This is a genomic window from Synechococcus sp. GEYO, from assembly GCF_900473955.1.
In the GTDB taxonomy this organism is placed as follows: Bacteria; Cyanobacteriota; Cyanobacteriia; order PCC-6307; family Cyanobiaceae; genus Synechococcus_C.
This window is the reverse complement of the sequence record NZ_UCNL01000008.1, coordinates 336,337-355,421: the sequence shown is the minus strand read 5'-3', so window position 1 is coordinate 355,421 and position 19,085 is coordinate 336,337. Positions and strand designations below refer to the sequence as shown.

Sequence of the window (19,085 nt, the reverse complement as noted above, 5' to 3'; positions counted from 1 at the left end):
ATGCGTCGTCGTTCTCTTCTGGCGCTGGCTCTTTCCGCCGGCTCAGGAGTTGCTGTGTCCTTGGCTGGAGGTCATGGCAGAGCCACATCCAGGTCGCGTCAACCTCGGCCAGTGCCTCCCCTTCGCCGAGGCTCACGGCTGAGAGCCATCAATCCAGGCACGTGGATGGATCCTGAAACGGATTTCACGCCATTGCTGCAGCGATGCGCCGCTCAAGGCTGGCATCTTGAAATTCCAGAGAGCGTCAGAGGTCAGTGGCAATGGTTCTCGGCCACCGATGATCAGCGGCGTGCCTCAATCGAAGACGCCTGGAACGACCCCACTCTCGATGGCGTGGTGTACGTGGGAGGTGGCTGGGGTGCAGCGCGTGTGCTGGAGTCTGGCCTGCGGTTTCCTGATCGCCCCTTTTGGTCTCTGGGTTTCTCTGACAGCAGTGCTCTTCTACTCGCCCAGTGGCAGGCCGGTCTGCTGGGAGCCATTCATGGCTCTGCCTGGGGAGTCGAGGAGCAGTGGCAACGCACGGTTGACCTGCTGAGCGGACGACCGACGCAACCATTGCAAGGACGAGGACGGCGCGGTCGTCAGGCACGGGGACGACTGGTGGTTACGAACCTCACGGTTGCAACCCATCTGATTGGGACCCGTTGGTTCCCCTCGCTCAAAGGGGCGATTCTGGTGCTCGAGGATGTGGGCGAGGCGCCCTATCGAGTGGATCGCATGCTCACCCAGTGGCGCAGCGCTGGTCTGTTCAAGGGTTTGGCCGGAGTGGCCTGTGGTCGCTTCAGCTGGAAAGAAGACGATGTTCTCCCTGGCGATTTCTCCATGCCGGAAATCCTTGACGAACGTCTCAGTGATCTCGGCGTACCTCTTGTCATGGATCTGCCTCTTGGTCATGGTCTGCCGAATTGGGCACTGCCTCTTGGACGCGAAGCATTGCTCGATGCATCATCTGGCCAACTCACACTGCAGGCCTAAAGGGTCTCGTTCAGCGTCTGTTGCGTGCCTCATTTCTTCGGGTTTTGCCTCTTTTCTTTTTTTCTCAACAGCAAGTCCATTGGAATCATTCCAAGAGTCAGATAGGGCACGAATTGAGGCGAAAATTCTGCGGCCAGGCCAATCAACAGAAAGGCGGCAACGAAGCTTGCCCCTCGATATTTTTTGAGTCCTGAACCCTCACGACCTTTGATGAGGGCTGACTGCTCAAGCAGCTCGGGCTTCTGCCAGGCATGGATTGCGATAAGCCATCCAATGCCGCTAATCAATGCAAGAGTCCACCAGTAGAGAAGGCCGACCCCCTTGCTTGCAATTATCTGCCCATCATTTAATGAACCATAGAGTGCTGTGGGCCAGGGAAGGAAAACAATTAATGCCATCCATAATGAATTCAGCCAAAAAATTATTCCATCAAAAGTTCTCATCGAATTGAAGACCTGATTGTGCTTAAGCCACAACACAGAAAGGATTAAAAAGCTCAGCCAAAATGCAAAAATCTGAGATGAGTTGTCGCTAATCACTTGCCATATCGATTCTCCGCTTGTCGATTTGATGTCAACCAGCGGAAGCAGTTGAAGAGTGATGGCAATCGCAACAACTGCATCAGTGAAGTTGATCAGTCGGTCGAATGATCGCCGCTGAACGGGCGAGATTGAATTCTGTTCGCCGTCCATTCGAGATTGATCAAAGGATTCTCATGGTAGATCTCACCTTGCTATTGGCTCACCTCCTCTTTGCTGATTCGATCAGTGTGATCACTGAATCAAGTGTTGCAAGTCTCTTTGTTCGTCATCTGCTCCCTGACATTGGTTTGTTCAATCAGGTTGCTTCGGGCTGATCATGATTGACGCAGGTTTGATTCGCTATTGACCGAGACGCCACTGAATCTTTGAAGGCTTCAAACAGCCTTAAAAAAAAGGGGCCTGATGGCCCCTGTTTGATGCAAGTTGTGTGGTCAAGTTGATCAGACAGCAACAGTGGCTTTGGGATCCAGTGCACCTTTGGCATAGAGGCCGGCGTAGTAGGTGATGCTCTGCTGTTGAATCTTGCTGGCGTTGCCTGCGGCCCAGAACTGCTGATAGCGGTCGAGACAGACCTGCTTCATGTATTTGCGAGCTGGCTTGTTGAAATGGCGGGGATCAAAATTGGCTGGATCGGCGATCGCCGCCTCACGTACTGCCGCAGTAAAGGCAAGGCGATTGTCGGTGTCGATGTTCACTTTGCGAACACCGTTGCGAATTCCTTCCTGGATTTCCTCCACAGGAACTCCATAGGTTTCAGGAATTGAACCACCATGCTTGTTGATCATCTCCAGCCACTCCTGGGGCACGGAAGAGGAACCATGCATCACGAGGTGCGTGTTGGGGATCGCTTTGTGAATCTCAGCGATTCGGCTGATTGCCAGCACTTCACCGGTGGGTTTGCGGGTGAATTTGTAAGCACCATGGCTGGTACCGATCGCGATGGCCAATGCGTCGCACTTGGTTTTGGCCACGAAATCCGCAGCTTCTGCTGGATCTGTCAGCAGCATGTCCTTGGAGAGCTCACCTTCGAAGCCATGGCCGTCTTCAGCCTCACCCTTTCCGGTTTCCAGTGAGCCCAGGCATCCCAGCTCACCTTCGACACTCACTCCAACGGAGTGAGCGAAATCAACAACCTGCTTGGTGACAGCAACGTTGTAGTCGTAGCTGGCGGGTGTTTTGGCGTCAGCTTCGAGGGATCCATCCATCATCACGGAGGTGAATCCGTTGATTGCTGCCGAATAGCAGGTGTCAGGAGCATTGCCATGGTCCTGATGCATCACCACGGGAATGTGGGGATAGGTTTCAGTGGCAGCCAGGATCAGGTGGCGCAGAAAGATCTCACCTGCGTAGCTGCGTGCGCCACGGGAAGCCTGCAGGATGACCGGACTATCGGTCTCGTCGGCCGCTTCCATGATTGCCTGCACCTGTTCAAGGTTGTTGACGTTGAATGCAGGAATGCCGTAGCCGTTTTCGGCAGCATGGTCGAGCAGAAGCCGAAGCGGAACGAGCGCCATAGAGAAAGTCCAAAAAAAAGCCCTATCGGACTAAAAGGTCCGTAGGGCCGAGACTTTACCTGAGTAGTGTTCAATTTGTCACGCACGCCTGTCTCACAAGCGGTGTCAGGCTGTGCGTGATGCTGAATCAGTAGGTGTAGCCCGCTACAAACAGCTGCTCATCGGAGGAGGGCTGTGATCCGGGTACATAGCGACCGAGTGAGGCCTCAGAGTTGGCCTGGGCGCGTGCCAGCAGTGCTTTCTGGCCGGCTTCCAGGTTCGTGCCAGCCCATCCCTTCAGGCAGGAGTGCTGCAGTGCTCTTCCGTAAGAGAAGCCAAGATTCCATTTCGCTTTGCGCTCGATGGTGTTCATGTGGTTCAGGTAAACCGAAGCAGCTTCTTCGCTCAGACCACCAGACAGGAACACGATGCCGGGAACGCTTGCTGGGACGCTGCGCTCCAGAGTGCGCACGGTCATGGCAGCCACTTTGGCTGGATCTGCTTTTTCGGAACAATCGGCTCCCTGGACGGTCATTGAAGGCTTCAACAGGGTTCCTTCAAGCAGAACACCGTTGGCCTGGCAAGCGTGATACACCTCTTGGATCACGTGCTCCTGAATTCGGGCTGTGGTTTCGATCGTGTGATCACCATCCATCAGGATCTCTGGTTCCACAATCGGCACAAGACCTGATTCCTGGACTGAGCGTGCATAACGAGCCAGTCCCCAGGCGTTCTCCCGAACAGACAGAGGTGAGGGGCAGCCGTCAGAGGTGATTTGCAGAACAGCGCGCCATTTTGCGAAGCGTGCTCCTTGTGCGTAGTAGTCGGCTGCACGCTCGACCAGTCCGTCCAGGCCAGTGCAAAGGGTTTCAACCGAGCCTGCGCCGACGAGCGGACGGAGGCCCATATCAACCTTGATACCAGGAATGATGCCCAGCTTGCCAAGTTTGTTGACCATGGACTCGCCGTCGGCATGGTTTTGGAAGAGGGTCTCTTCGTAAAGAATGGCCCCGCTGATGAAGTCTCCGAGACCGTCTGCGGTGAAGAGCATTCCGCGATAGGCCTGGCGATTGGCTTCGGTGTTCTCAACTCCGATGGAGCCCAAGCGCTTGCCGATGGTCTTGGTGGATTCGTCCACAGCAAGAATCCCCTTGCCAGGTGAGGCGAGAGATTGTGCGGTTGCAATCAGTTCGGAGGAATAATCAGACAGTGCCATTTGATTCTTCGGAATTGAGAGAGTCTCGGGGTCCAGAAGGACACCTAAGCCTCTCTGTTTACACCCTTAAGTGAGATTTGCTACGCACTGGCTGAAACATTTGATTGTTGCTGCCCTGATTGGTTGCAGCGCGCTGGTAACTGGGCTAAGCGATTTCAGGCTGATGTCGACTCGTTCGTTCAGTCGACGAGCTGATGTCAATTTCTTCTCCTCAAACCTGCTCGTTTTGTTCTGGACTGTGTTGCATAAAAAAGCCGGCTCCTCAAGGAGCCAGCTTTTTGGTCTTTGAAGTCTCAATCAGGAGTAGGCCGAATCAAAGCTCAGAGAGGGCCTGCCACTGATTGGGAAGGATTTTGGCAACCAGCTCGAAATTGCCATCACCGAGGGGCTTTGCAACGTAGGCAACACCCATGGGTGCGGGATAAATTCCATTGGTTGGAACCACAGGCATCGTCACACCCTGGAAGGGGTCATCGTGTCCAACGAGGAATGTGTTTTTGCCGGCTTCAGGTTTCGCGGACATCAAGGGAGCAACGCGCTTGGCGTAGTTCTCGTAATCCTCCGGAGAGCACTCAACACAGGGCAGGAAATTCAGATCTGAGTTCTTGGTGTAGGTGCCGAAAGCCAAATCAGCTGTGTTGTACGCACGGCAGTAGTCGCTTGAGATGACATCTCCAACAGGAATGCCTGCGGCCTTGATGCCTTCACCGATCGTTTTGGCATCAGCTTTGCCTTCATCACTCAGGCGACGCTGAGTGCTGCAATCAGCGAGATCCAGTTCTGGGCTGACCTGGTCGCCCCAGTCCTTCGTGGTTTTGGTATGACGGATGTAGATGACATGACCGCCATCCCTCAGCGCGCTAACGAGAGACTTGTCGTCGACTGTGTTGACGAAATCTTTGTTGTTTTGTTCGCCAGAAAGGGTTGTCTCGTTTTGTTCATAGGCCTCAACCTCGCTGTTGTTGGAAGCTGGTTGGTCCTTGGCTGAATCCTTGCTGACCGTTCCAGATGAACACGCCGCCATCAAGAGGAGCGCAGCAAAACAGGTTGCTTTTTTGATCATTGATCAAAGAAAATACATATTGATTAAAGCGATTTCATATTTATGTGGCATTTTCAAAGTCACGCAAAGCCGTCGCTGTTGATACAAAGTTCAAAGTGAGTGGCTCGTTGTCTGAATCAGCGTGACGTCAAAGTCCTGTCACAGGCCTGCTGGCTCGCGAGACCTTCAGCAAGGCCAGGCACCATCGGATGGCCCTTTTGAATGCTCTTCGCCCACCAGCTCTGAAGACGCGCGACCGGTGCGACTCGTCCATCACTCCACGTCGTCGCGAAGCGCAGATCCTCATCTGGTTGGACGTTGCGAGCCGCGTCTCCGCCTTGTTGCAGGGTGAGCGAAAAGCCGTGCACATAATCCTTCTGGTTCTCACTCCCCAGAACCAGGCTGCCCTCGGATCCGTAGATCTCAATCCAGCAACCACGACCATTGCGTGCAACCGAGGACAGGGCGACTTGTGCGGCGACGGTCCCACCTTGATGGGTCCCTAAGTCCACATTGATCAGGGCGATGTCGTCAGCATCAACGGGCCGCATGTTGCCTTCGCTATCGGGTCGGTGTGCAATGGCGGTGCGTGTCATGGCCTGTGGTTCTCCAACAGAGCCGATCAACCACGCCAAGGTGTCAAAGGCATGGGTGCCAAGCGCTCCGATGACGCCTCCACCTTGATTGGCCTGTGAGTACCAGTTCCAGGCTCTTTGCGGGTTGGCTCTGCTGCTCATCAACCAATCCAGTTTCACCAGCCATGGGGTTCCCACAGCTCCCTGCTCAAGAAGGCGTGCTGCCTGTTGAAACAGGGGAACTGCTCTGTATTCGAAATCCACAGCAACGCTGAGACCTCTGCCGATGGCTTCGCGCTGCAGATCCGCCACGTCCTGCGCATTCAGAGCGACGGGCTTCTCAAGTAGCAGATGTTTTCCCGCCTTCAGCGCTCGCATTGCCAGCTCAAAACGAGGTGCCGGTGGTGTGGCAATGATCACTGCATCGACTCGCGAATCCTCAAGGAGTGAGTCCCAGCATTGGTAACCCTTCAGGCCTGATTTGCTGCAGGCCTCATCCAGTCGATCCTGCCGTCGGTGCCAGAGAGCGACAGGTTCCAGCTCGGGAACGTTCTGTAGAGCGGGCAGATGAACCGCTTCGCCGAAGCCGAGGCCGGCGATGGCAACACCAATCGGGCGTTGAGAGATCGGATTGGGAGCCATGGAAAAGCGGGCGGCGGATACAGGGACGCAGTCAGCCCATTTCTGAACTGCAAACGGCGTTGATGACTTCAGTGATTAGATCATCCTTGGCCGGCGCTTCCCAGTCAGCCCTGAAGCGGGGCAGTCCGTTCTTCTGTGTGTCTCGATAGAGCGACTGATCACAATCGATTTCCATCACCACAAGAGTCCCCAGGGCAGGAGATTCATCCTCGGTTTTCAGGCTGTATCGACTGAGAACCGACACATTGCCCTCTCTTGTTCTGCGGACGCTTCCTGCGTCCCACCACTGCTGCCCTTCGCTGGTTGATGGCACTTCACGCCAATCAACAGGACCGGCGAAAACCGGCTGAGCGACACCCGTCTGCATTAAAACCACAACCAGTGAAGCCAACAGTGCTGATGTCAGCCACTGATGGACTCGTGTCCTCAGATTGATGTTCATGCCTCGACGGCGACCTCGGGACGACAGCCATGCAGGCTTAAAAGAGTTGCCAAGGTGTTCTTCAATTGTGTTCTCGGCACGATTGTGTCAACGAACCCATGCTCTTGGAGGTATTCGGCCGTCTGGAAGTTATCGGGAAGCTTCTCCCGCAAGGTTTGTTCAATCACTCTCCGGCCGGCAAAACCGATCAGAGCCTTGGGCTCGGCGAGGATCAAATCGCCAAGCATGGCGAAGCTTGCCGTGACGCCACCTGTTGTGGGGTGCGTCAGCAGCGGCATGTAAAGCACACCCGCTTCGCGATGGCGTTCCAGCGCTCCGGAAATCTTGGCCATCTGCATGAGGCTCAGCATGCCTTCCTGCATGCGTGCGCCTCCGGAGGCACAGACGATGAGTAAAGGAAGCTTTTTGGCTGTGGCCGCCTCGATCAGCCGGGTGATTTTTTCTCCCACCACCGAGCCCATAGATCCGCCCATGAAACGGAAATCCATCACCGCAAGGGCCATGGGGATCTCGTCCACTCGGCACAATCCCGTAATCACCCCATCGCGAAGTCCTGTGCTGGCTTGGGTTTCCCGCAGACGATCGGCATAGGCGCGTCGATCCTTGAACCCAAGCGGATCAGTGGGAGTCAGGTCTTCGTCAAGCGGTTCAAAGCTTCCCTCGTCGGCAATGATCGCGATTCGCTCAGCACTGAAGATGCGGTGGTGATAACTGCAGCTGCCGCAAACACTTGCGTTGGCCAGAAGGTCTTTGCGATAGACCACCTGGGAGCACTCAGGACATTTGCTCCAAAGACCATCCCCCTCCTCGGGTTCTTGCGCGACCTTGACCACGGACTGACCCTTGCGGCGATCAGCGAACCAGTCGAAAAGAGACACGGGGACAATCCAGACCAGCCCATTAAAAGACGGACCGGGCCAAGAACCATGCCATCGGGACTTCTCTTCTTTTCCAGGAGCCTTTTCAAGACGATGTTGATGGAATTTTTTGTCTCAATTCCGCTCACAGTCACACCATCAATCGAGCATCGAAGTAAGCAGTACTGACGCGTAACATTTGTCACTCAAGAGGTGTGATTCCGACCGTTTTTAATCTTTGCTCTAGGGCTTACAGCGGTTGTTTGTCTATAAAAAATTATTGGCATTCTTTTGATGGCATCGCATACTGCGGCAATCAATGAACATCTTGCGCTTGAGTTTCAGGCTAGTCATACCACCTGGCGATGTCGATTTGGTTGCGTGAGAGAGATTTAATTGGTTTCTCTAGTTACATGCTCAACAAAAGCACCGAGGAACGAGGTCATGCCTCTAAATTCATTGCCTATCTAGTTGATAGCGAATGTAAAGTTCAGCTGCCTACGATTGAGTCGCCTGAGAGAGAGTGGCAGTCTGTTAAAACGCTTTTTGACAAGGTGTATGAGATGGAAAAAACTGTCACCAAGTCGATCAATAATATTTATACGCTTTCGGAAAATGAAGGGGATAGGACTGCCACAGCCATGCTCGATTGGTTTGTGGGTGAGCAGCTGCAGGAAGAATCCGAAGCTCGATTTGTTCTGAAACGACTGCGCTTGGCCGATTCCAGTCCAGCGGCATTGATCTTGCTCGATCAGCAATTTCTCGATGGAACTTTACTGGCCAACGTCAAAGCAGGAGGAGCTTTTGACATTGCAGGCGTTGGGGGCGGTGCGGCTGTCTGATTTTGTTCACGACCCGATCAGTGCCACCCAATGACTCCACCACCATTGAGGCCCCATCAACCAGACCAACCAAATCCCCAGGGCAATGAAGGGGCCGAACGGGAAAGGTTGTCTGGGTTCCAGGCGTCCGGTGATCCTGCCAATCACCCCGAACATCGCTCCTGAGATCACCGCGATCCCCATAGCCATTCCCAGTCCAGCCAGTCCCAGCCAGGCTCCTGCCATGGCTGCCAGTTTGGCGTCACCCAATCCCAGTGCAGGCTGTCCCACCAAGCGTTCCGCCAGAGCACTGAGACCTTCCAGCACCAGTAACCCCGCTGCTGACGCCAGCAGATGATTGAACAGAAGGCTCTTGCCGATCTCCGGATGTCCAAAGGCAGCAACCAGCGCGCTCGCCAGCAGTCCTGTGATCACTCCTGCGCGGCAGATCGGTTCCGGTAACCAAAGGTGATCGATGTCGATCAGCACCAGCGGCATTAACAGGCTGATCAGCGCGACTCCACCCACCAGCGTGACGAGAGTTGTCACGGGGTCTGATGACAACGTGTCAACGTTGAAGCCCATGGCCCACGCCGCACTCAGCCATAACCCTGCAGTGAGAGCCTCAACGAGGGGGTAGCGAGCAGAGATGGGTTGATCGCAGTTGCGGCAGCGCCCTCTTAATGCCAGCCAGCCGATCACGGGAACGTTGTCGTGCCATCGCACGGAATGACCGCAGCGAGGACAGTGACTGCCTGGCCAAACAACGGACTCCTCTCTCGGAAGTCGCCAGGTGACGACATTAATGAAGCTGCCAACACAGGCTCCTGTGAGCAGCACGATCGAAACCAGGAGTGGGTTCAAGACCCTTGCCCCTTGACCCGTTCTTTGGGATTGCGTGGTCGCCTTAGCCTTCGACTGATCAGTTCTGCACTGATGAATTGTTCATCAGGCAAAAGCGTTGGAGCCTCGAGAACCACGCGCCCCTCAGTGAGATTGATCTTCACGACAACTCCGCAGGGGTCGAGCGAATGGGTTGATTCGCTCAGATGTTGGAAATAAATTTTTCGGGCCAAAGCGATCAGGCGCCTGCTGTCCACTCGGTCCCAGCGTGGAGTGAGGCTGGCGTTTCCGCCGGCTCCCGCGATCACGAAGGAGGGAGGTGAAACAGAAATAGACTTACCTGAACAATCAGATGAGCCCACGATAGAGCTGATTGGGGCTGTTGATAAACAGAAATCAGTTCATCTTTTTCTTCTCTTCAATCATGCGGTGGATGATTGGAGTGAGAATCAGTTCCATGGCAAAACCCATCTTGCCGCCGTTCACCACGATGCTGGTGGGGCTGGACATGAACGAGTCGTGGATCATGTTCAGAAGATCGTTGAAGTCAATCCCCCACTTCTCTCGAGCACCCTTGCGGAAGTGAATGATCACAAAGCTCTCATCCGGGCTGGGAATGTTCCTACAGATGAATGGGTTGGAGGTATCGACCGTTGGGACCCTCTGGAAATTGATATCGGTGCGGCTGAACTGAGGACAGATGTGATTGATGTAGTCAGGCATCCTGCGCAGGATGGTGTCCACAATCGCCTCGGCGGAATAGCCGCGCTCAGCATTGTCGCGGTGGATCTTCTGGATCCATTCGAGGTTGGTGATCGGCACCACACCCACTAGAAGATCGGCAAGTGATGCCACGTCGTAGGCATCACCTTTCACGCCACCGTGAAGCCCTTCGTAGAACAACAGGTCTGTGCCAGTTGGGATGTCTTCCCAGGGGGTGAACTGGCCTGGATTGAGATCAACTCCCAAACGGGAATTGTGCTCAGCGGCTTCCTCTGGACTGTGCAGGTAGTAGCGCTTCTGCCCACCGCCTGTCTCTCCATAGACGCGGAACAGTTCCTCAAGCTTGTCAAAGAGGTTGGCTTCAGGGCCGAAGTGGGAGAAGTTCTCACCCTTGGCCAAAGCATCAGCCATGGCATCTTTCATGGCCATCCGCTCAAAGCGGTGGTAGCTGTCGCCTTCAACGACAGCCGGTGTGATGCTTTCACGCGCGAAGATGTGCTCGAAGGCACGCTTCACGGTGCTGGTGCCGGCACCTGAGGAACCGGTGACAGCCACGACGGGGTGACGCTTCGACATCGACGGAGGCAGATCTGGCCCGAAGAGTTTGGCAGGTCAACGGACCGATTTTGAAATTTGCTTGATCAAATCTGATCAGAGTGCCTTGAGCAGCTCTTCACCCATGGCCCTGCAACCCAGTGGTGTGCAACCTTCCGCCATCAGATCGCCGGTACGAAAGCCCTTCGCCAACACCTGATCAACAGCCTGTTCCAGAGCGTCTGCTGCGCTGGGTTGCTTCAATCCTGTTCTCAGCATCATCGCTGCGGAGAGAACCATGGCCATGGGGTTGGCCTTGTCTTGGCCGGCAATGTCCGGAGCTGATCCATGCACCGGCTCAAAGAGCCCCGGCCCTTCACTTCCGAGCGACGCTGAAGGAAGCATGCCGATGGATCCTGTGAGCATCGCTGCTTCATCGCTGAGGATGTCACCGAAAAGATTGCCTGTAAGTAAGACATCGAACTGACGTGGGGCTCGAACGAGCTGCATCGCAGCGTTGTCCACGTACATGTGACTCACCTCCACTTTGCTGTAGTTGCTCGACAAGGCATCCACCCGGTCTCTCCAGAGCTGGCTGACATCAAGCACGTTGGCCTTGTCCACTGAGCACAGTCGGCCCGTACGTTCACCCGCCAGCTCGAAAGCCACTCTGGCGATTCGATCCACCTCTGAATCCGAGTAGGTCATGGTGTTGAAGCCCCGTTCTTCTCCGTCTGCTTCGATTCGCCCTTTCGGTTGGCCGAAGTAAATGCCACCCGTGAGTTCACGAACGACCATCAGATCGACTCCTTCAATCACTTCTGGCCGGAGACTGCTGGCATCGATCAAGGCAGGCACGATCTTGACCGGTCGGAGATTGGCGAACAGCTCCATCCCAGAACGCAAAGCCAGCAGTCCGCTTTCCGGTCGCTTGGCTCTCGGCAATTCATCGAAACGGGGACTGCCGATGGCTGCAAGCAACACAGCATCGGCTGAACGGCAGGTCTTCAGTGTGCTTGCCGGTAATGGTTCTCCGGTGGCATCGATAGCGGCTCCACCGATCAGCTGTTCATCGAACGTCAGGCTGAAGTCAAAACGTACGGCGACGGCTTCGAGCAGCTGACGGGCTACAGCGGTGATTTCCGGGCCGATGCCATCGCCGGGCAGAAGAACGACACGATGCTGATCCATGTTGCCGAGCCCGGACAGTGCTGGTGGGAGATTACTGAGCGGTCTCTGATCCTTCAGAACCAGAGACCGCTGGTTCAACTTGACGCTGAAGTTGACGCAGCTGTTTGGTCATCTCAGGCAATTTGCTGAAGGCCGCAGAACAGCGCAGCCAGAGCCTGTTCGGAATGGCTGGATATCCGCTCACCACTTCCCCTGAAGCGATTTCGCCATGGATGCCGCTTTTGGAGCTGGCGATCGCTCTGTCGCCGATCACCGCACGGTTGGCGACACCCACCTGTCCGGCGAGGATCACCCCATCGCCCAGACGTGCTCCACCGGCGATCCCCACCTGTGAGGCCAAGGCGCAGCCCCGTCCTGTCACGACGCCATGACCGATCTGCACGAGATTGTCGACTTTGCTGCCGGCACCAATCCGGGTTTCGCCGACGGAAGGACGATCAATCGTGCTGCCACATCCGATCTCGACACCGTCTTCGAGAACAACCAAACCGGTCTGGGGCATCTTGCGCCAACCCTTGGCCGTTGGCACAAAGCCAAACCCTTCTGATCCGACGACTGCATTGGAATGCACGACACAACCCCTGCCGATACGGCATCCGGGGTGCAAAACGGCATTGGCGTGCAATTCACAGCCTTCCCCGATGTCCACGTTGCCGTAGATCACCACTCCTGGGTGAATCACGGTTTGCGCTCCGATCCGGGTGTCATCCCCAATCGTCACGTTGGCGGACACGCTCACACCAGCTCCAATCTGCACGCGATCGGAGATCACGGCGCTGGGATGGATGCCCGCGTTCGGTATGGGACGGGGATGCAGTTGTTCGAGCGCTTCAGCGAAAGCCAATCGCGGATCGCGACAGGCGGCCCAAGACAGTTTTCGGTGTTCAGCAAGCGCCTTCAACTCTTCTTGATCAGGGATCAAGACCGCACCTACGCCACTGGTTTCGAGGCTTGCAACTAGCGCATTGCCTTGCTCAAGGAAGCTGAGTTGATCAGCTTGTGCGCATTCGAGAGAGGCGGCTCCTCGGAGTTCGGGATCCTGGCCTGCCGAAACCTTCAGAACGCCTGACTCGCCCTGCTCAAGAATGGCGATCAACTCGCTGAAGCGCATGGGGACGTACCGGTTTGACTGAACATCGTGTTCACAGCTGACATTCTCCAACTGGTTTGCAACTCATTCGTTACTGACAGCCTTTGAAAAACCAGTGAGAAGTTGCGGTCAAGTTAGCCGGCTAAGAGGTTGATGATGCATGCCGGACTGTTCCGAAATCACGACTGATCGAGAGTGTGAACAGTCAACGCTGGCAGATTTTGTTTGCGCAACGCGGTGAGTTCTCAATATTTTGGTGGAGATTTTCGGCTTCTTGTGAGTCTGATTGCTACTCCTTGTCGTGAAAACATTGTTATTTCCTGAATCCTGGTTTTCAACGATTGTCAAGGGTTACCTCTTTGATCTTGTTGGCATGAATGGTTATTGCTGGCATTCAGCGTTTAAACGCATCTAAGTGTGTCGTCTTTCCCGGCCTGGAGCTGTTGTTTGCTTGATGATGTTTGGGTCGGCAAGAGCTTGAGCTGCCTCTTGGCTATGCTGTGTCAAATTATTCATGAATGATGTCGAAGTGGTTTTTGATTCTGGGAGGGCTGTATTCAGGTCTTCTCCTTTATATTTATGTGATCTTGCCTGCGCTGAAGTAGGTCCTCGCTTTTTGTTCGATTCGATCGTCTTATCTGCTTTTAGGAGCCATCCTTGCTCAGTCTTCTGGAATGATTTTTGACTTGGTTGGATGATTCGCGGCTGATTGAGAGTTTGCTGTTTGATAATTGACCTGTGATGTTCGCCGCTGTAGACGCTGATACAGCTGTAAGAAGAGTCTTTGGCTACTCTAATTTTCGTGCTTAACGATGTTATGTCGGCGAAACAGGATCCGATCATCAGTTTGTTTGCTGCTGCCTCTGTCGGCGCTTTTCTGCTGACGTCTTGGCTGGCTCACGATTACTCCAATATCATCATTCCTTTTCTCTTCCTTAGCATGATTTGCGCTAACGGATTTGGATATTATCTTGGGCTTTCTGCAAGCAAATAGTCTTCGATTTGATCTGTGAATTGCGTCTGAACTGATTTAGCAGACTGTCTGAAAAGCATCAGATCGACCTGTTTCGCATTGACAAACTTGCATTGATCATGAATTCGCTGCTTGTTGTGTCGTTGGCATCATCAGCACCATGGCATCGCGATGCACCACGACTGGTGAGCCCCCATCGGCTGTGGCATTCGATGACTGCTGGGTCAGCAGATGATTCAACTTCTCGCTGCTCATCGTTGTGAGGCCGCGAGCCACCTCCTGGCCATCCTCATTGAGCAGAAGCACAGCCTGGTTGGCCTCGAACTGTCCGTTCAGCTCTGTGACGCCAACCAGCAGGAGCGAAGCTCCTTTATTTAGCAGTGCTCGACAGGCTCCGGGGTCCAGGCGCAGCGAGCCTGTTGGTTGCAGTGCATGGGCTAGCCAACTCTTGCGATTGCCCAGCGGTTGAGGGTGGGGATGGAACACAGTGCCGCCTCGACCGCCTCGCAGGATGTTCTGCAATGACTCTGGTTTCCGGCCATCGCCCAGATGCACTGTGATGCCGCTTGCGGTGGCGATACGAGCTGCTGCAAGTTTCGTGGCCATGCCCCCGGTACCCCATCGGCCACCGCTACCTGCTCCTTCCTCGAGCTCTCCGATCTGCTCGGGATCATGCACATCCTTGATTGGTGTGGCATTGAGATCACTACGAGGATCTGCTGAATAGAGACTGTCAACATCAGTCAACAGGATCAATTCATCGGCTTTGACTGCTGCAGCAACGAGTGCTGAGAGGGTGTCGTTGTCACCGAATTTCAGCTCATCTGAAGACACCGTGTCGTTTCCATTCACCACGGGGAGGACTCCCCAATCAAGCAGCTGATTCAATGTGGCAGACGCGTTGTGGTAACTCAGGCGGTCTGCCAAGTCGGCGCGCGTGAGAAGCACCTGTGCGACTGGAATGGAATGGCGGGAGAATTCTTTTTCATACAGGCTCATCAGATATCCCTGGCCCACGGATGCGGCAGCTTGCAGGCCTGGAAGGCTGAGGGGCCGCTGAGTCATACCGAGTCGTTGACAGCCCAGGCCAACGGCTCCAGACGATACGAGCACCGTGCGATCGCCGCGGCCCATGCTGTCCGCCAGGTTGTTGGACAACTGTGCAATTGCTTCGGCCGTAGACGTCTCTTGGCGTTGTCTCAGCAGGCTTGTCCCCACTTTTACAACCCTGAGGGTCATTGCCCCACTGCTCCGAAAAATCTGGCGAGTTGCCGTTCCAGCCTTTGCACGCGATCGTGACTGCAGGCTGTGCCGTCGGGGCGTGGCGGTTTCACCAGCACGGTGTAAAGCCCCAGTCTGTTGCCGGCAAGAACATCGGTGAACACACGATCTCCCACCATGGCGATCTCGGTCGTCGCATTGGGAAGCGTGCTGATCACGCGACGAATCGCTCCACGGCGAGGTTTTGATGCTGAGCAGGTGTAAGTCACATTCATCTGATCCGCCACTGCCTGGATTCTCTGGCGCGAAGGGTTATTGCTGATCAGATGAATGTGCAACAAACGCGATGCATCCTTGGCCCAGCGACGCATTGGAGCGGGCAGTTCCACGCCACGCCCTGGGAGCAGGGTACGGTCCACATCCAGCAACAGAACCTTGATACCCCTCCCAATCAGGGGTTCCAGGGGTAAGTGGGCCAGGGTCAGGCCCGGATCCCAATCCGGTATCAGCCAGTGACGCTGCATCACTCAGGAAGCCCCTGCTCATCCAGCTCGGCTTCAATCCGTGGTTGAACGCGGTCGAACTCCTCACCCTCAACAAGCAAGGCTGCACCGTCGTCCATTCTTGCCACCACGAAAAAGGGATCCAGAGGGATGTACAGGCCATATTCCTGTTCCTCCACAAGAAAGCTCACCAACAGCTCATAGGTTTCGGATTCATCGTCAACGTCCTCCTCGTCGAGATCGTCAGGATCGGGTTCATCAAGCTCACCGTTCACGGTCAGAGTCACCGCTGAGCGAACCAGGGTGAGATCGTGTTCCTGAAGCACCACATCAGCGACCGAAAGGATCGGCTCGCTGCTGGCGATGCTTTCGATTAGTTCGGGATCATCCCCGTCGCGCAGACGGAACAGACACACAGGTGTATCAACAGGCGTGAGAAGCGCATAATCCTTCTCATCAAGAGGAATGAGCTGCTCAAGAAAACAAAGCAGGTCGTGTCCGTCACGGTCCTTGACGAGAACGGTGGGCACCTCACCGTTGGAAGCAGGTCCGCTGGAACTCATGGCGCTGGAGGAATTGAAGTCCAGGATCTTGCATCAGCATCCGTTTCGCCACGTTTCGCAGGCGCCATCTGGACTGGTTGTGGTTCAGGCCCATCGGCAAGCCACTGTTCGAGCAGCAGTGCTGCCGCGGCACTGTCCAGTCGCCCAGTGCGATCTCCATGCAGCTGATGGCGCTCTGCCGCTGCCCAGCTGCTGCTGTGCTCGTTCACAAGGGCCATTGGCAGAGACAGAGCACGAGCCAGTCGGACGCCGTAGCGATGACAGTGTTTGGCCTGCATGGTGGGCTCACCCGAATCGTCCAGGGGTAGACCAACAATCAGAGCCTCAACCCGGCGAGCGTCGCAGAGTGTCTTGATTTGGCTGACATCGTGATCGAAGTCGCCACGTTGCAATGCTTTGAGTGGAGTGACAGTCAATCCAAGGCCGTCGCAGCCTGCGAGCCCAATCCTTCGACGGCCGACATCAAGGCTGAGTGCTGACCGCGCCTGGGGAGGTGAGCTCAACTCAGCGCCTCGGGGCCAGGCTCGGGGTTGGCAGCTGCGGTTGTTGAGGCTGCAGACGACCGAGCATGGATTCAAGCGGACGTAGACCCCCCAGGTTGCGCTGCTGCACGCGCCTCCAGATACTTCGTCCCAGCATCATTTCCAGGGATCCTTCCCGCCATCCCTGACTTGCGAGTACGTCCTTCAGTTGTTGGTCGTCGTCCGACATCAGAAGTGATGGTGGGGTTTGCTGGTTGAGCAGCTGCATTAACGCTGCGGGTAATCCAGCGCCAATGCGCTCATCCCACGCCGGTCCCCGCAGCAGTTCAAGACGGGGTGAATCGATCCCCCATGGGCGCCTGATCAGCCCCGCAATGACCTGAGGATCTCCCTCTCTTTCAACCGTTAAAACTGTTGAACCACCACCGCTCAGATCGAGCAGGTCGCCCCATTGGCGATCGAGGATTTGCCGATGTTGAGGGCTGATGCTCGACTGCTCAAGGGACAAAAGCTGTCGTGCGTTCTCGCGGTTGATGGGACTCCAGCAAAGTCCCTGCGGAACCTCTCCACTGTTCGTTCGCTCTCCAATGTTCTTTGCGTTCGCCGTCGATGGCGAAACCATGAGCGGCGGATTCCAGATCCTCCCCTGGCGTAGAGGCTGGAAGCCAAGCTCGCGCAACAGATCCAGTTGCGGCCGATCCGTGGGGTCGCAGCGAACAAGCCAGCTGCGACAACGAGCGATGTCATCGTTCAGCGCTTGCTGGATCAGAAGACGAAGACCTTGTTGACGACTGAAGTGACGAGGGGTCGCAAGCGACAGAACGTCGAGTTGCCAGCAACTGTTGCGACGGTTGCTGGAGCGCATCAGCAGCAGGGATTCGATCTGGTCTGCGACTTCTGAGGACGACTCGATCAGGGCCAGCACCCGGGTGAGTCGAGCGTTCAGCGGGTCTGGCAGGAACTGCTCAAGACGGCTGAACCATGACTGAACCAGCAAGCTCTGCAGAGCGCTGTTATCGATGCTTGAACAGGCATCCACAGTGGAGGCGATCTGGCTCAAATGACCAGCTTTCAAAGGCTCGACCCGGAGTCGGAATCCAGCTGTCGCTGCCACGTCAGGCCTCCACCACTGTTCAAATCTATCGCCGCCTTTCGTTGTTTGAGGTCAGGCTGGTCGGACCAGCACCAGTGGAGTGCGCTCGTTGGCATTTCCAGCAGGGTTGGGGCGCAGGGCGCGATGCAACAACGCTTCATCGCAGCCGTTGCTGGAGGCCAGCACCTTCACGCGACCAAGATCGTTCACATCAACGATCGCAACGGCGACGCCGAGAGCATCTGCAGCGTCCTGGCAGAGACGGACCGGGTCAGAGGGGCCAAGGACGATGGTTTGGTCGTAGGGGGGTGTCGTCCCGGTGATGTCATCAATCAGACGCGCTTGTTCGCCTGCGAGTCGATAGAACCAGCCCTTCAATCCAACAATTTTGAGTGCCAAGCCGATTGACCAGGCAAGGATGACGCGGGTCGGCCCTACCTGGTCAATCAGTGTTTGCAATCCGCAGGCGGTGGCGAGGCTGCTGGTGGGGTGGAATACGCGGCAGAGCAAGCGAGCAATCCAGGTCGGTTCGACCATGGAGGGGTGGGTATATCGCCCCTGGATCACGGCGACAGGGGTTTCCCCGATCGTGAGAATGTCTCCCGGCTGCAACAGCTCACCTGCGTAGTCGCGGAGCACGTCAATGGTGCTGTCGAGAGGGCCAAGCAAGTGTGTTTTCAAAGGAAGCACTCTGCAGTTCTCCCCGGAGCGGAATTCAGCTTTGCTGGGCTGAAGCACAGCGGGTTTGCGCAGAGGCACCACCACGCCCTGGCGACGATCAACGCGTCCGAAGGGTCCGTAGTTCACCCAGTTGACATCCATCCAGACCGTATCGACCCGATCAGCAATGGCAGCACCTGTCTGACCACGGAGGGTGACGCTGACCTGGATGCGGGTGCTTTTGCGCCCCTTCACGATGTAAGCAGGCCAGTAGCCGTCAGCCCGGGTGTCCTCATCAGGGTGATGGGGCGTGATCCTGGTTTTGATCGTGACATCGTTGAGATCCGAGCTGCCGATCAGCACTGGGTTGACCTGAAGCTCCGGCACCATCACTTCCATGCGTTTGTGAGGGTTGCTGATCTCAATCCATCCCTGCAGCTCAAGATCATCTCCCGATGGCCTGACGCTCCAGTCCAGTTGACGGAGCTTCAGCGGCGATGAGGGTCGCAGACGATGACGCGCTTCGATCCAGAACACTCCCAGGCCGATCAGGAGCAGGATCACAAGCAGAACACACATGTCAACGTCGGCTGTCTGCCGGTCT

The 19,085-nt window shown here is 55.6% G+C and carries 20 protein-coding genes; 2 read left to right on the top strand and 18 right to left on the bottom strand.

Annotated elements, in window-relative coordinates:
* Nucleotides 1-975 carry an LD-carboxypeptidase gene (locus DXY37_RS09090; protein ID WP_115126316.1) on the top strand — a complete coding sequence of 325 codons (975 nt, stop codon included), beginning with the start codon at nucleotides 1-3 and terminating at the stop codon, nucleotides 973-975.
* A gap of 29 nt (nucleotides 976-1,004) precedes the next feature.
* Here the strand turns inward: DXY37_RS09090 and DXY37_RS09085 are convergent, their stop codons facing one another.
* From DXY37_RS09085 to accD, 7 genes are all read right to left on the bottom strand, one after another.
* Complete coding sequence (locus DXY37_RS09085; protein WP_115126315.1) at nucleotides 1,005-1,667, bottom strand: TMEM175 family protein; 663 nt, start codon at nucleotides 1,665-1,667, stop codon at nucleotides 1,005-1,007.
* Nucleotides 1,668-1,957: 290 nt separating this feature from the next.
* A complete protein-coding gene (gene fba / locus DXY37_RS09075) occupies nucleotides 1,958-3,031 on the bottom strand; it encodes a class II fructose-bisphosphate aldolase (RefSeq protein ID WP_115126313.1) in 1,074 nt (357 codons plus the stop codon).
* 127 nt (nucleotides 3,032-3,158) lie between these two features.
* Complete coding sequence (locus DXY37_RS09070) at nucleotides 3,159-4,226, bottom strand: class I fructose-bisphosphate aldolase (RefSeq protein ID WP_115126312.1); 1,068 nt, start codon at nucleotides 4,224-4,226, stop codon at nucleotides 3,159-3,161.
* A gap of 313 nt (nucleotides 4,227-4,539) precedes the next feature.
* On the bottom strand, nucleotides 4,540-5,289 hold the full coding sequence (locus DXY37_RS09060; RefSeq protein WP_256377372.1) for a histidine phosphatase family protein: 750 nt from the start codon (nucleotides 5,287-5,289) through the stop codon (nucleotides 4,540-4,542).
* A 116-nt stretch (nucleotides 5,290-5,405) separates the two neighbouring features.
* On the bottom strand, nucleotides 5,406-6,485 hold the full coding sequence (locus DXY37_RS09055; protein ID WP_170951829.1) for a Gfo/Idh/MocA family protein: 1,080 nt from the start codon (nucleotides 6,483-6,485) through the stop codon (nucleotides 5,406-5,408).
* A 31-nt stretch (nucleotides 6,486-6,516) separates the two neighbouring features.
* Nucleotides 6,517-6,852 carry a hypothetical protein gene (locus tag DXY37_RS09050; RefSeq protein ID WP_115126517.1) on the bottom strand — a complete coding sequence of 112 codons (336 nt, stop codon included), beginning with the start codon at nucleotides 6,850-6,852 and terminating at the stop codon, nucleotides 6,517-6,519.
* Between the two features lie 71 nt (nucleotides 6,853-6,923).
* Nucleotides 6,924-7,805, bottom strand: coding sequence for an acetyl-CoA carboxylase, carboxyltransferase subunit beta (gene accD, locus DXY37_RS09045; RefSeq protein WP_115126310.1), 882 nt, complete (start codon nucleotides 7,803-7,805; stop codon nucleotides 6,924-6,926).
* Between the two features lie 344 nt (nucleotides 7,806-8,149).
* Here accD and DXY37_RS09040 point away from each other — a divergent pair, with 344 nt between their 5' ends.
* The gene (locus DXY37_RS09040) at nucleotides 8,150-8,626 is read left to right on the top strand and encodes a ferritin (RefSeq protein WP_244277005.1); all 477 of its coding nucleotides are present in this window, start codon (nucleotides 8,150-8,152) and stop codon (nucleotides 8,624-8,626) included.
* Nucleotides 8,627-8,632: 6 nt separating this feature from the next.
* Here the strand turns inward: DXY37_RS09040 and DXY37_RS09035 are convergent, their stop codons facing one another.
* The 11 genes from DXY37_RS09035 to DXY37_RS08980 form a co-directional block, all read right to left on the bottom strand.
* Nucleotides 8,633-9,469 (bottom strand): A24 family peptidase, encoded by an 837-nt coding sequence (locus tag DXY37_RS09035; RefSeq protein WP_115126309.1) that lies wholly within the window; start codon nucleotides 9,467-9,469, stop codon nucleotides 8,633-8,635.
* Nucleotides 9,466-9,756, bottom strand: a complete 291-nt coding sequence (locus DXY37_RS09030; protein ID WP_244277003.1) for a hypothetical protein — start codon at nucleotides 9,754-9,756, stop codon at nucleotides 9,466-9,468. The genes DXY37_RS09035 and DXY37_RS09030 overlap by 4 nt, the downstream gene beginning before the upstream one ends.
* An 88-nt stretch (nucleotides 9,757-9,844) precedes the next feature.
* The gene (locus DXY37_RS09025) at nucleotides 9,845-10,747 is read right to left on the bottom strand and encodes a phosphoribulokinase (protein WP_067094961.1); all 903 of its coding nucleotides are present in this window, start codon (nucleotides 10,745-10,747) and stop codon (nucleotides 9,845-9,847) included.
* Between the two features lie 75 nt (nucleotides 10,748-10,822).
* On the bottom strand, nucleotides 10,823-11,896 hold the full coding sequence (gene leuB, locus DXY37_RS09020; RefSeq protein WP_115126308.1) for a 3-isopropylmalate dehydrogenase: 1,074 nt from the start codon (nucleotides 11,894-11,896) through the stop codon (nucleotides 10,823-10,825).
* A 31-nt stretch (nucleotides 11,897-11,927) separates the two neighbouring features.
* Entirely contained in the window at nucleotides 11,928-13,007 is a 1,080-nt protein-coding gene (gene lpxD / locus DXY37_RS09015; RefSeq protein WP_115126307.1) for a UDP-3-O-(3-hydroxymyristoyl)glucosamine N-acyltransferase, read from the bottom strand.
* A gap of 1,069 nt (nucleotides 13,008-14,076) precedes the next feature.
* Nucleotides 14,077-15,198, bottom strand: a complete 1,122-nt coding sequence (gene proB / locus DXY37_RS09005) for a glutamate 5-kinase (RefSeq protein ID WP_115126305.1) — start codon at nucleotides 15,196-15,198, stop codon at nucleotides 14,077-14,079.
* Nucleotides 15,195-15,704, bottom strand: a complete 510-nt coding sequence (locus DXY37_RS09000; protein ID WP_115126304.1) for a YqeG family HAD IIIA-type phosphatase — start codon at nucleotides 15,702-15,704, stop codon at nucleotides 15,195-15,197. The genes proB and DXY37_RS09000 overlap by 4 nt, the downstream gene beginning before the upstream one ends.
* Nucleotides 15,704-16,246, bottom strand: coding sequence for a DUF3727 domain-containing protein (locus DXY37_RS08995; protein ID WP_115126303.1), 543 nt, complete (start codon nucleotides 16,244-16,246; stop codon nucleotides 15,704-15,706). The genes DXY37_RS09000 and DXY37_RS08995 overlap by 1 nt, the downstream gene beginning before the upstream one ends.
* Nucleotides 16,243-16,749, bottom strand: coding sequence for a Holliday junction resolvase RuvX (gene ruvX / locus DXY37_RS08990; RefSeq protein ID WP_115126302.1), 507 nt, complete (start codon nucleotides 16,747-16,749; stop codon nucleotides 16,243-16,245). Before ruvX ends, DXY37_RS08995 begins: the two co-directional genes overlap by 4 nt.
* Nucleotide 16,750: 1 nt before the next feature.
* Nucleotides 16,751-17,842 carry a hypothetical protein gene (locus DXY37_RS08985; protein ID WP_115126301.1) on the bottom strand — a complete coding sequence of 364 codons (1,092 nt, stop codon included), beginning with the start codon at nucleotides 17,840-17,842 and terminating at the stop codon, nucleotides 16,751-16,753.
* 51 nt (nucleotides 17,843-17,893) lie between these two features.
* Nucleotides 17,894-19,060 carry a F420-0:Gamma-glutamyl ligase gene (locus tag DXY37_RS08980; RefSeq protein WP_115126300.1) on the bottom strand — a complete coding sequence of 389 codons (1,167 nt, stop codon included), beginning with the start codon at nucleotides 19,058-19,060 and terminating at the stop codon, nucleotides 17,894-17,896.
* Nucleotides 19,061-19,085: the final 25 nt, after the last annotated feature.

What these genes read in the sequence shown, in the direction of transcription:
- DXY37_RS09055 (WP_170951829.1), bottom strand. Translation starts at nt 6,485, where the DNA reads ATGGCTCCCAATCCGATCTCTCAACGCCCGATTGGTGTTGCCATCGCC.
- DXY37_RS08995 (WP_115126303.1), bottom strand. Translation starts at nt 16,246, where the DNA reads ATGAGTTCCAGCGGACCTGCTTCCAACGGTGAGGTGCCCACCGTTCTC.
- DXY37_RS09085 (WP_115126315.1), bottom strand. Translation starts at nt 1,667, where the DNA reads ATGGACGGCGAACAGAATTCAATCTCGCCCGTTCAGCGGCGATCATTC.
- DXY37_RS09070 (WP_115126312.1), bottom strand. Translation starts at nt 4,226, where the DNA reads ATGGCACTGTCTGATTATTCCTCCGAACTGATTGCAACCGCACAATCT.
- DXY37_RS09025 (WP_067094961.1), bottom strand. Translation starts at nt 10,747, where the DNA reads ATGTCGAAGCGTCACCCCGTCGTGGCTGTCACCGGTTCCTCAGGTGCC.
- DXY37_RS09050 (WP_115126517.1), bottom strand. Translation starts at nt 6,852, where the DNA reads ATGCAGACGGGTGTCGCTCAGCCGGTTTTCGCCGGTCCTGTTGATTGG.
- DXY37_RS09040 (WP_244277005.1), top strand. Translation starts at nt 8,150, where the DNA reads ATGTCGATTTGGTTGCGTGAGAGAGATTTAATTGGTTTCTCTAGTTAC.
- DXY37_RS09060 (WP_256377372.1), bottom strand. Translation starts at nt 5,289, where the DNA reads ATGATCAAAAAAGCAACCTGTTTTGCTGCGCTCCTCTTGATGGCGGCG.
- DXY37_RS09000 (WP_115126304.1), bottom strand. Translation starts at nt 15,704, where the DNA reads ATGCAGCGTCACTGGCTGATACCGGATTGGGATCCGGGCCTGACCCTG.
- DXY37_RS09090 (WP_115126316.1), top strand. Translation starts at nt 1, where the DNA reads ATGCGTCGTCGTTCTCTTCTGGCGCTGGCTCTTTCCGCCGGCTCAGGA.
- lpxD (WP_115126307.1), bottom strand. Translation starts at nt 13,007, where the DNA reads ATGCGCTTCAGCGAGTTGATCGCCATTCTTGAGCAGGGCGAGTCAGGC.
- DXY37_RS08980 (WP_115126300.1), bottom strand. Translation starts at nt 19,060, where the DNA reads ATGTGTGTTCTGCTTGTGATCCTGCTCCTGATCGGCCTGGGAGTGTTC.
- proB (WP_115126305.1), bottom strand. Translation starts at nt 15,198, where the DNA reads ATGACCCTCAGGGTTGTAAAAGTGGGGACAAGCCTGCTGAGACAACGC.
- fba (WP_115126313.1), bottom strand. Translation starts at nt 3,031, where the DNA reads ATGGCGCTCGTTCCGCTTCGGCTTCTGCTCGACCATGCTGCCGAAAAC.
- leuB (WP_115126308.1), bottom strand. Translation starts at nt 11,896, where the DNA reads ATGGATCAGCATCGTGTCGTTCTTCTGCCCGGCGATGGCATCGGCCCG.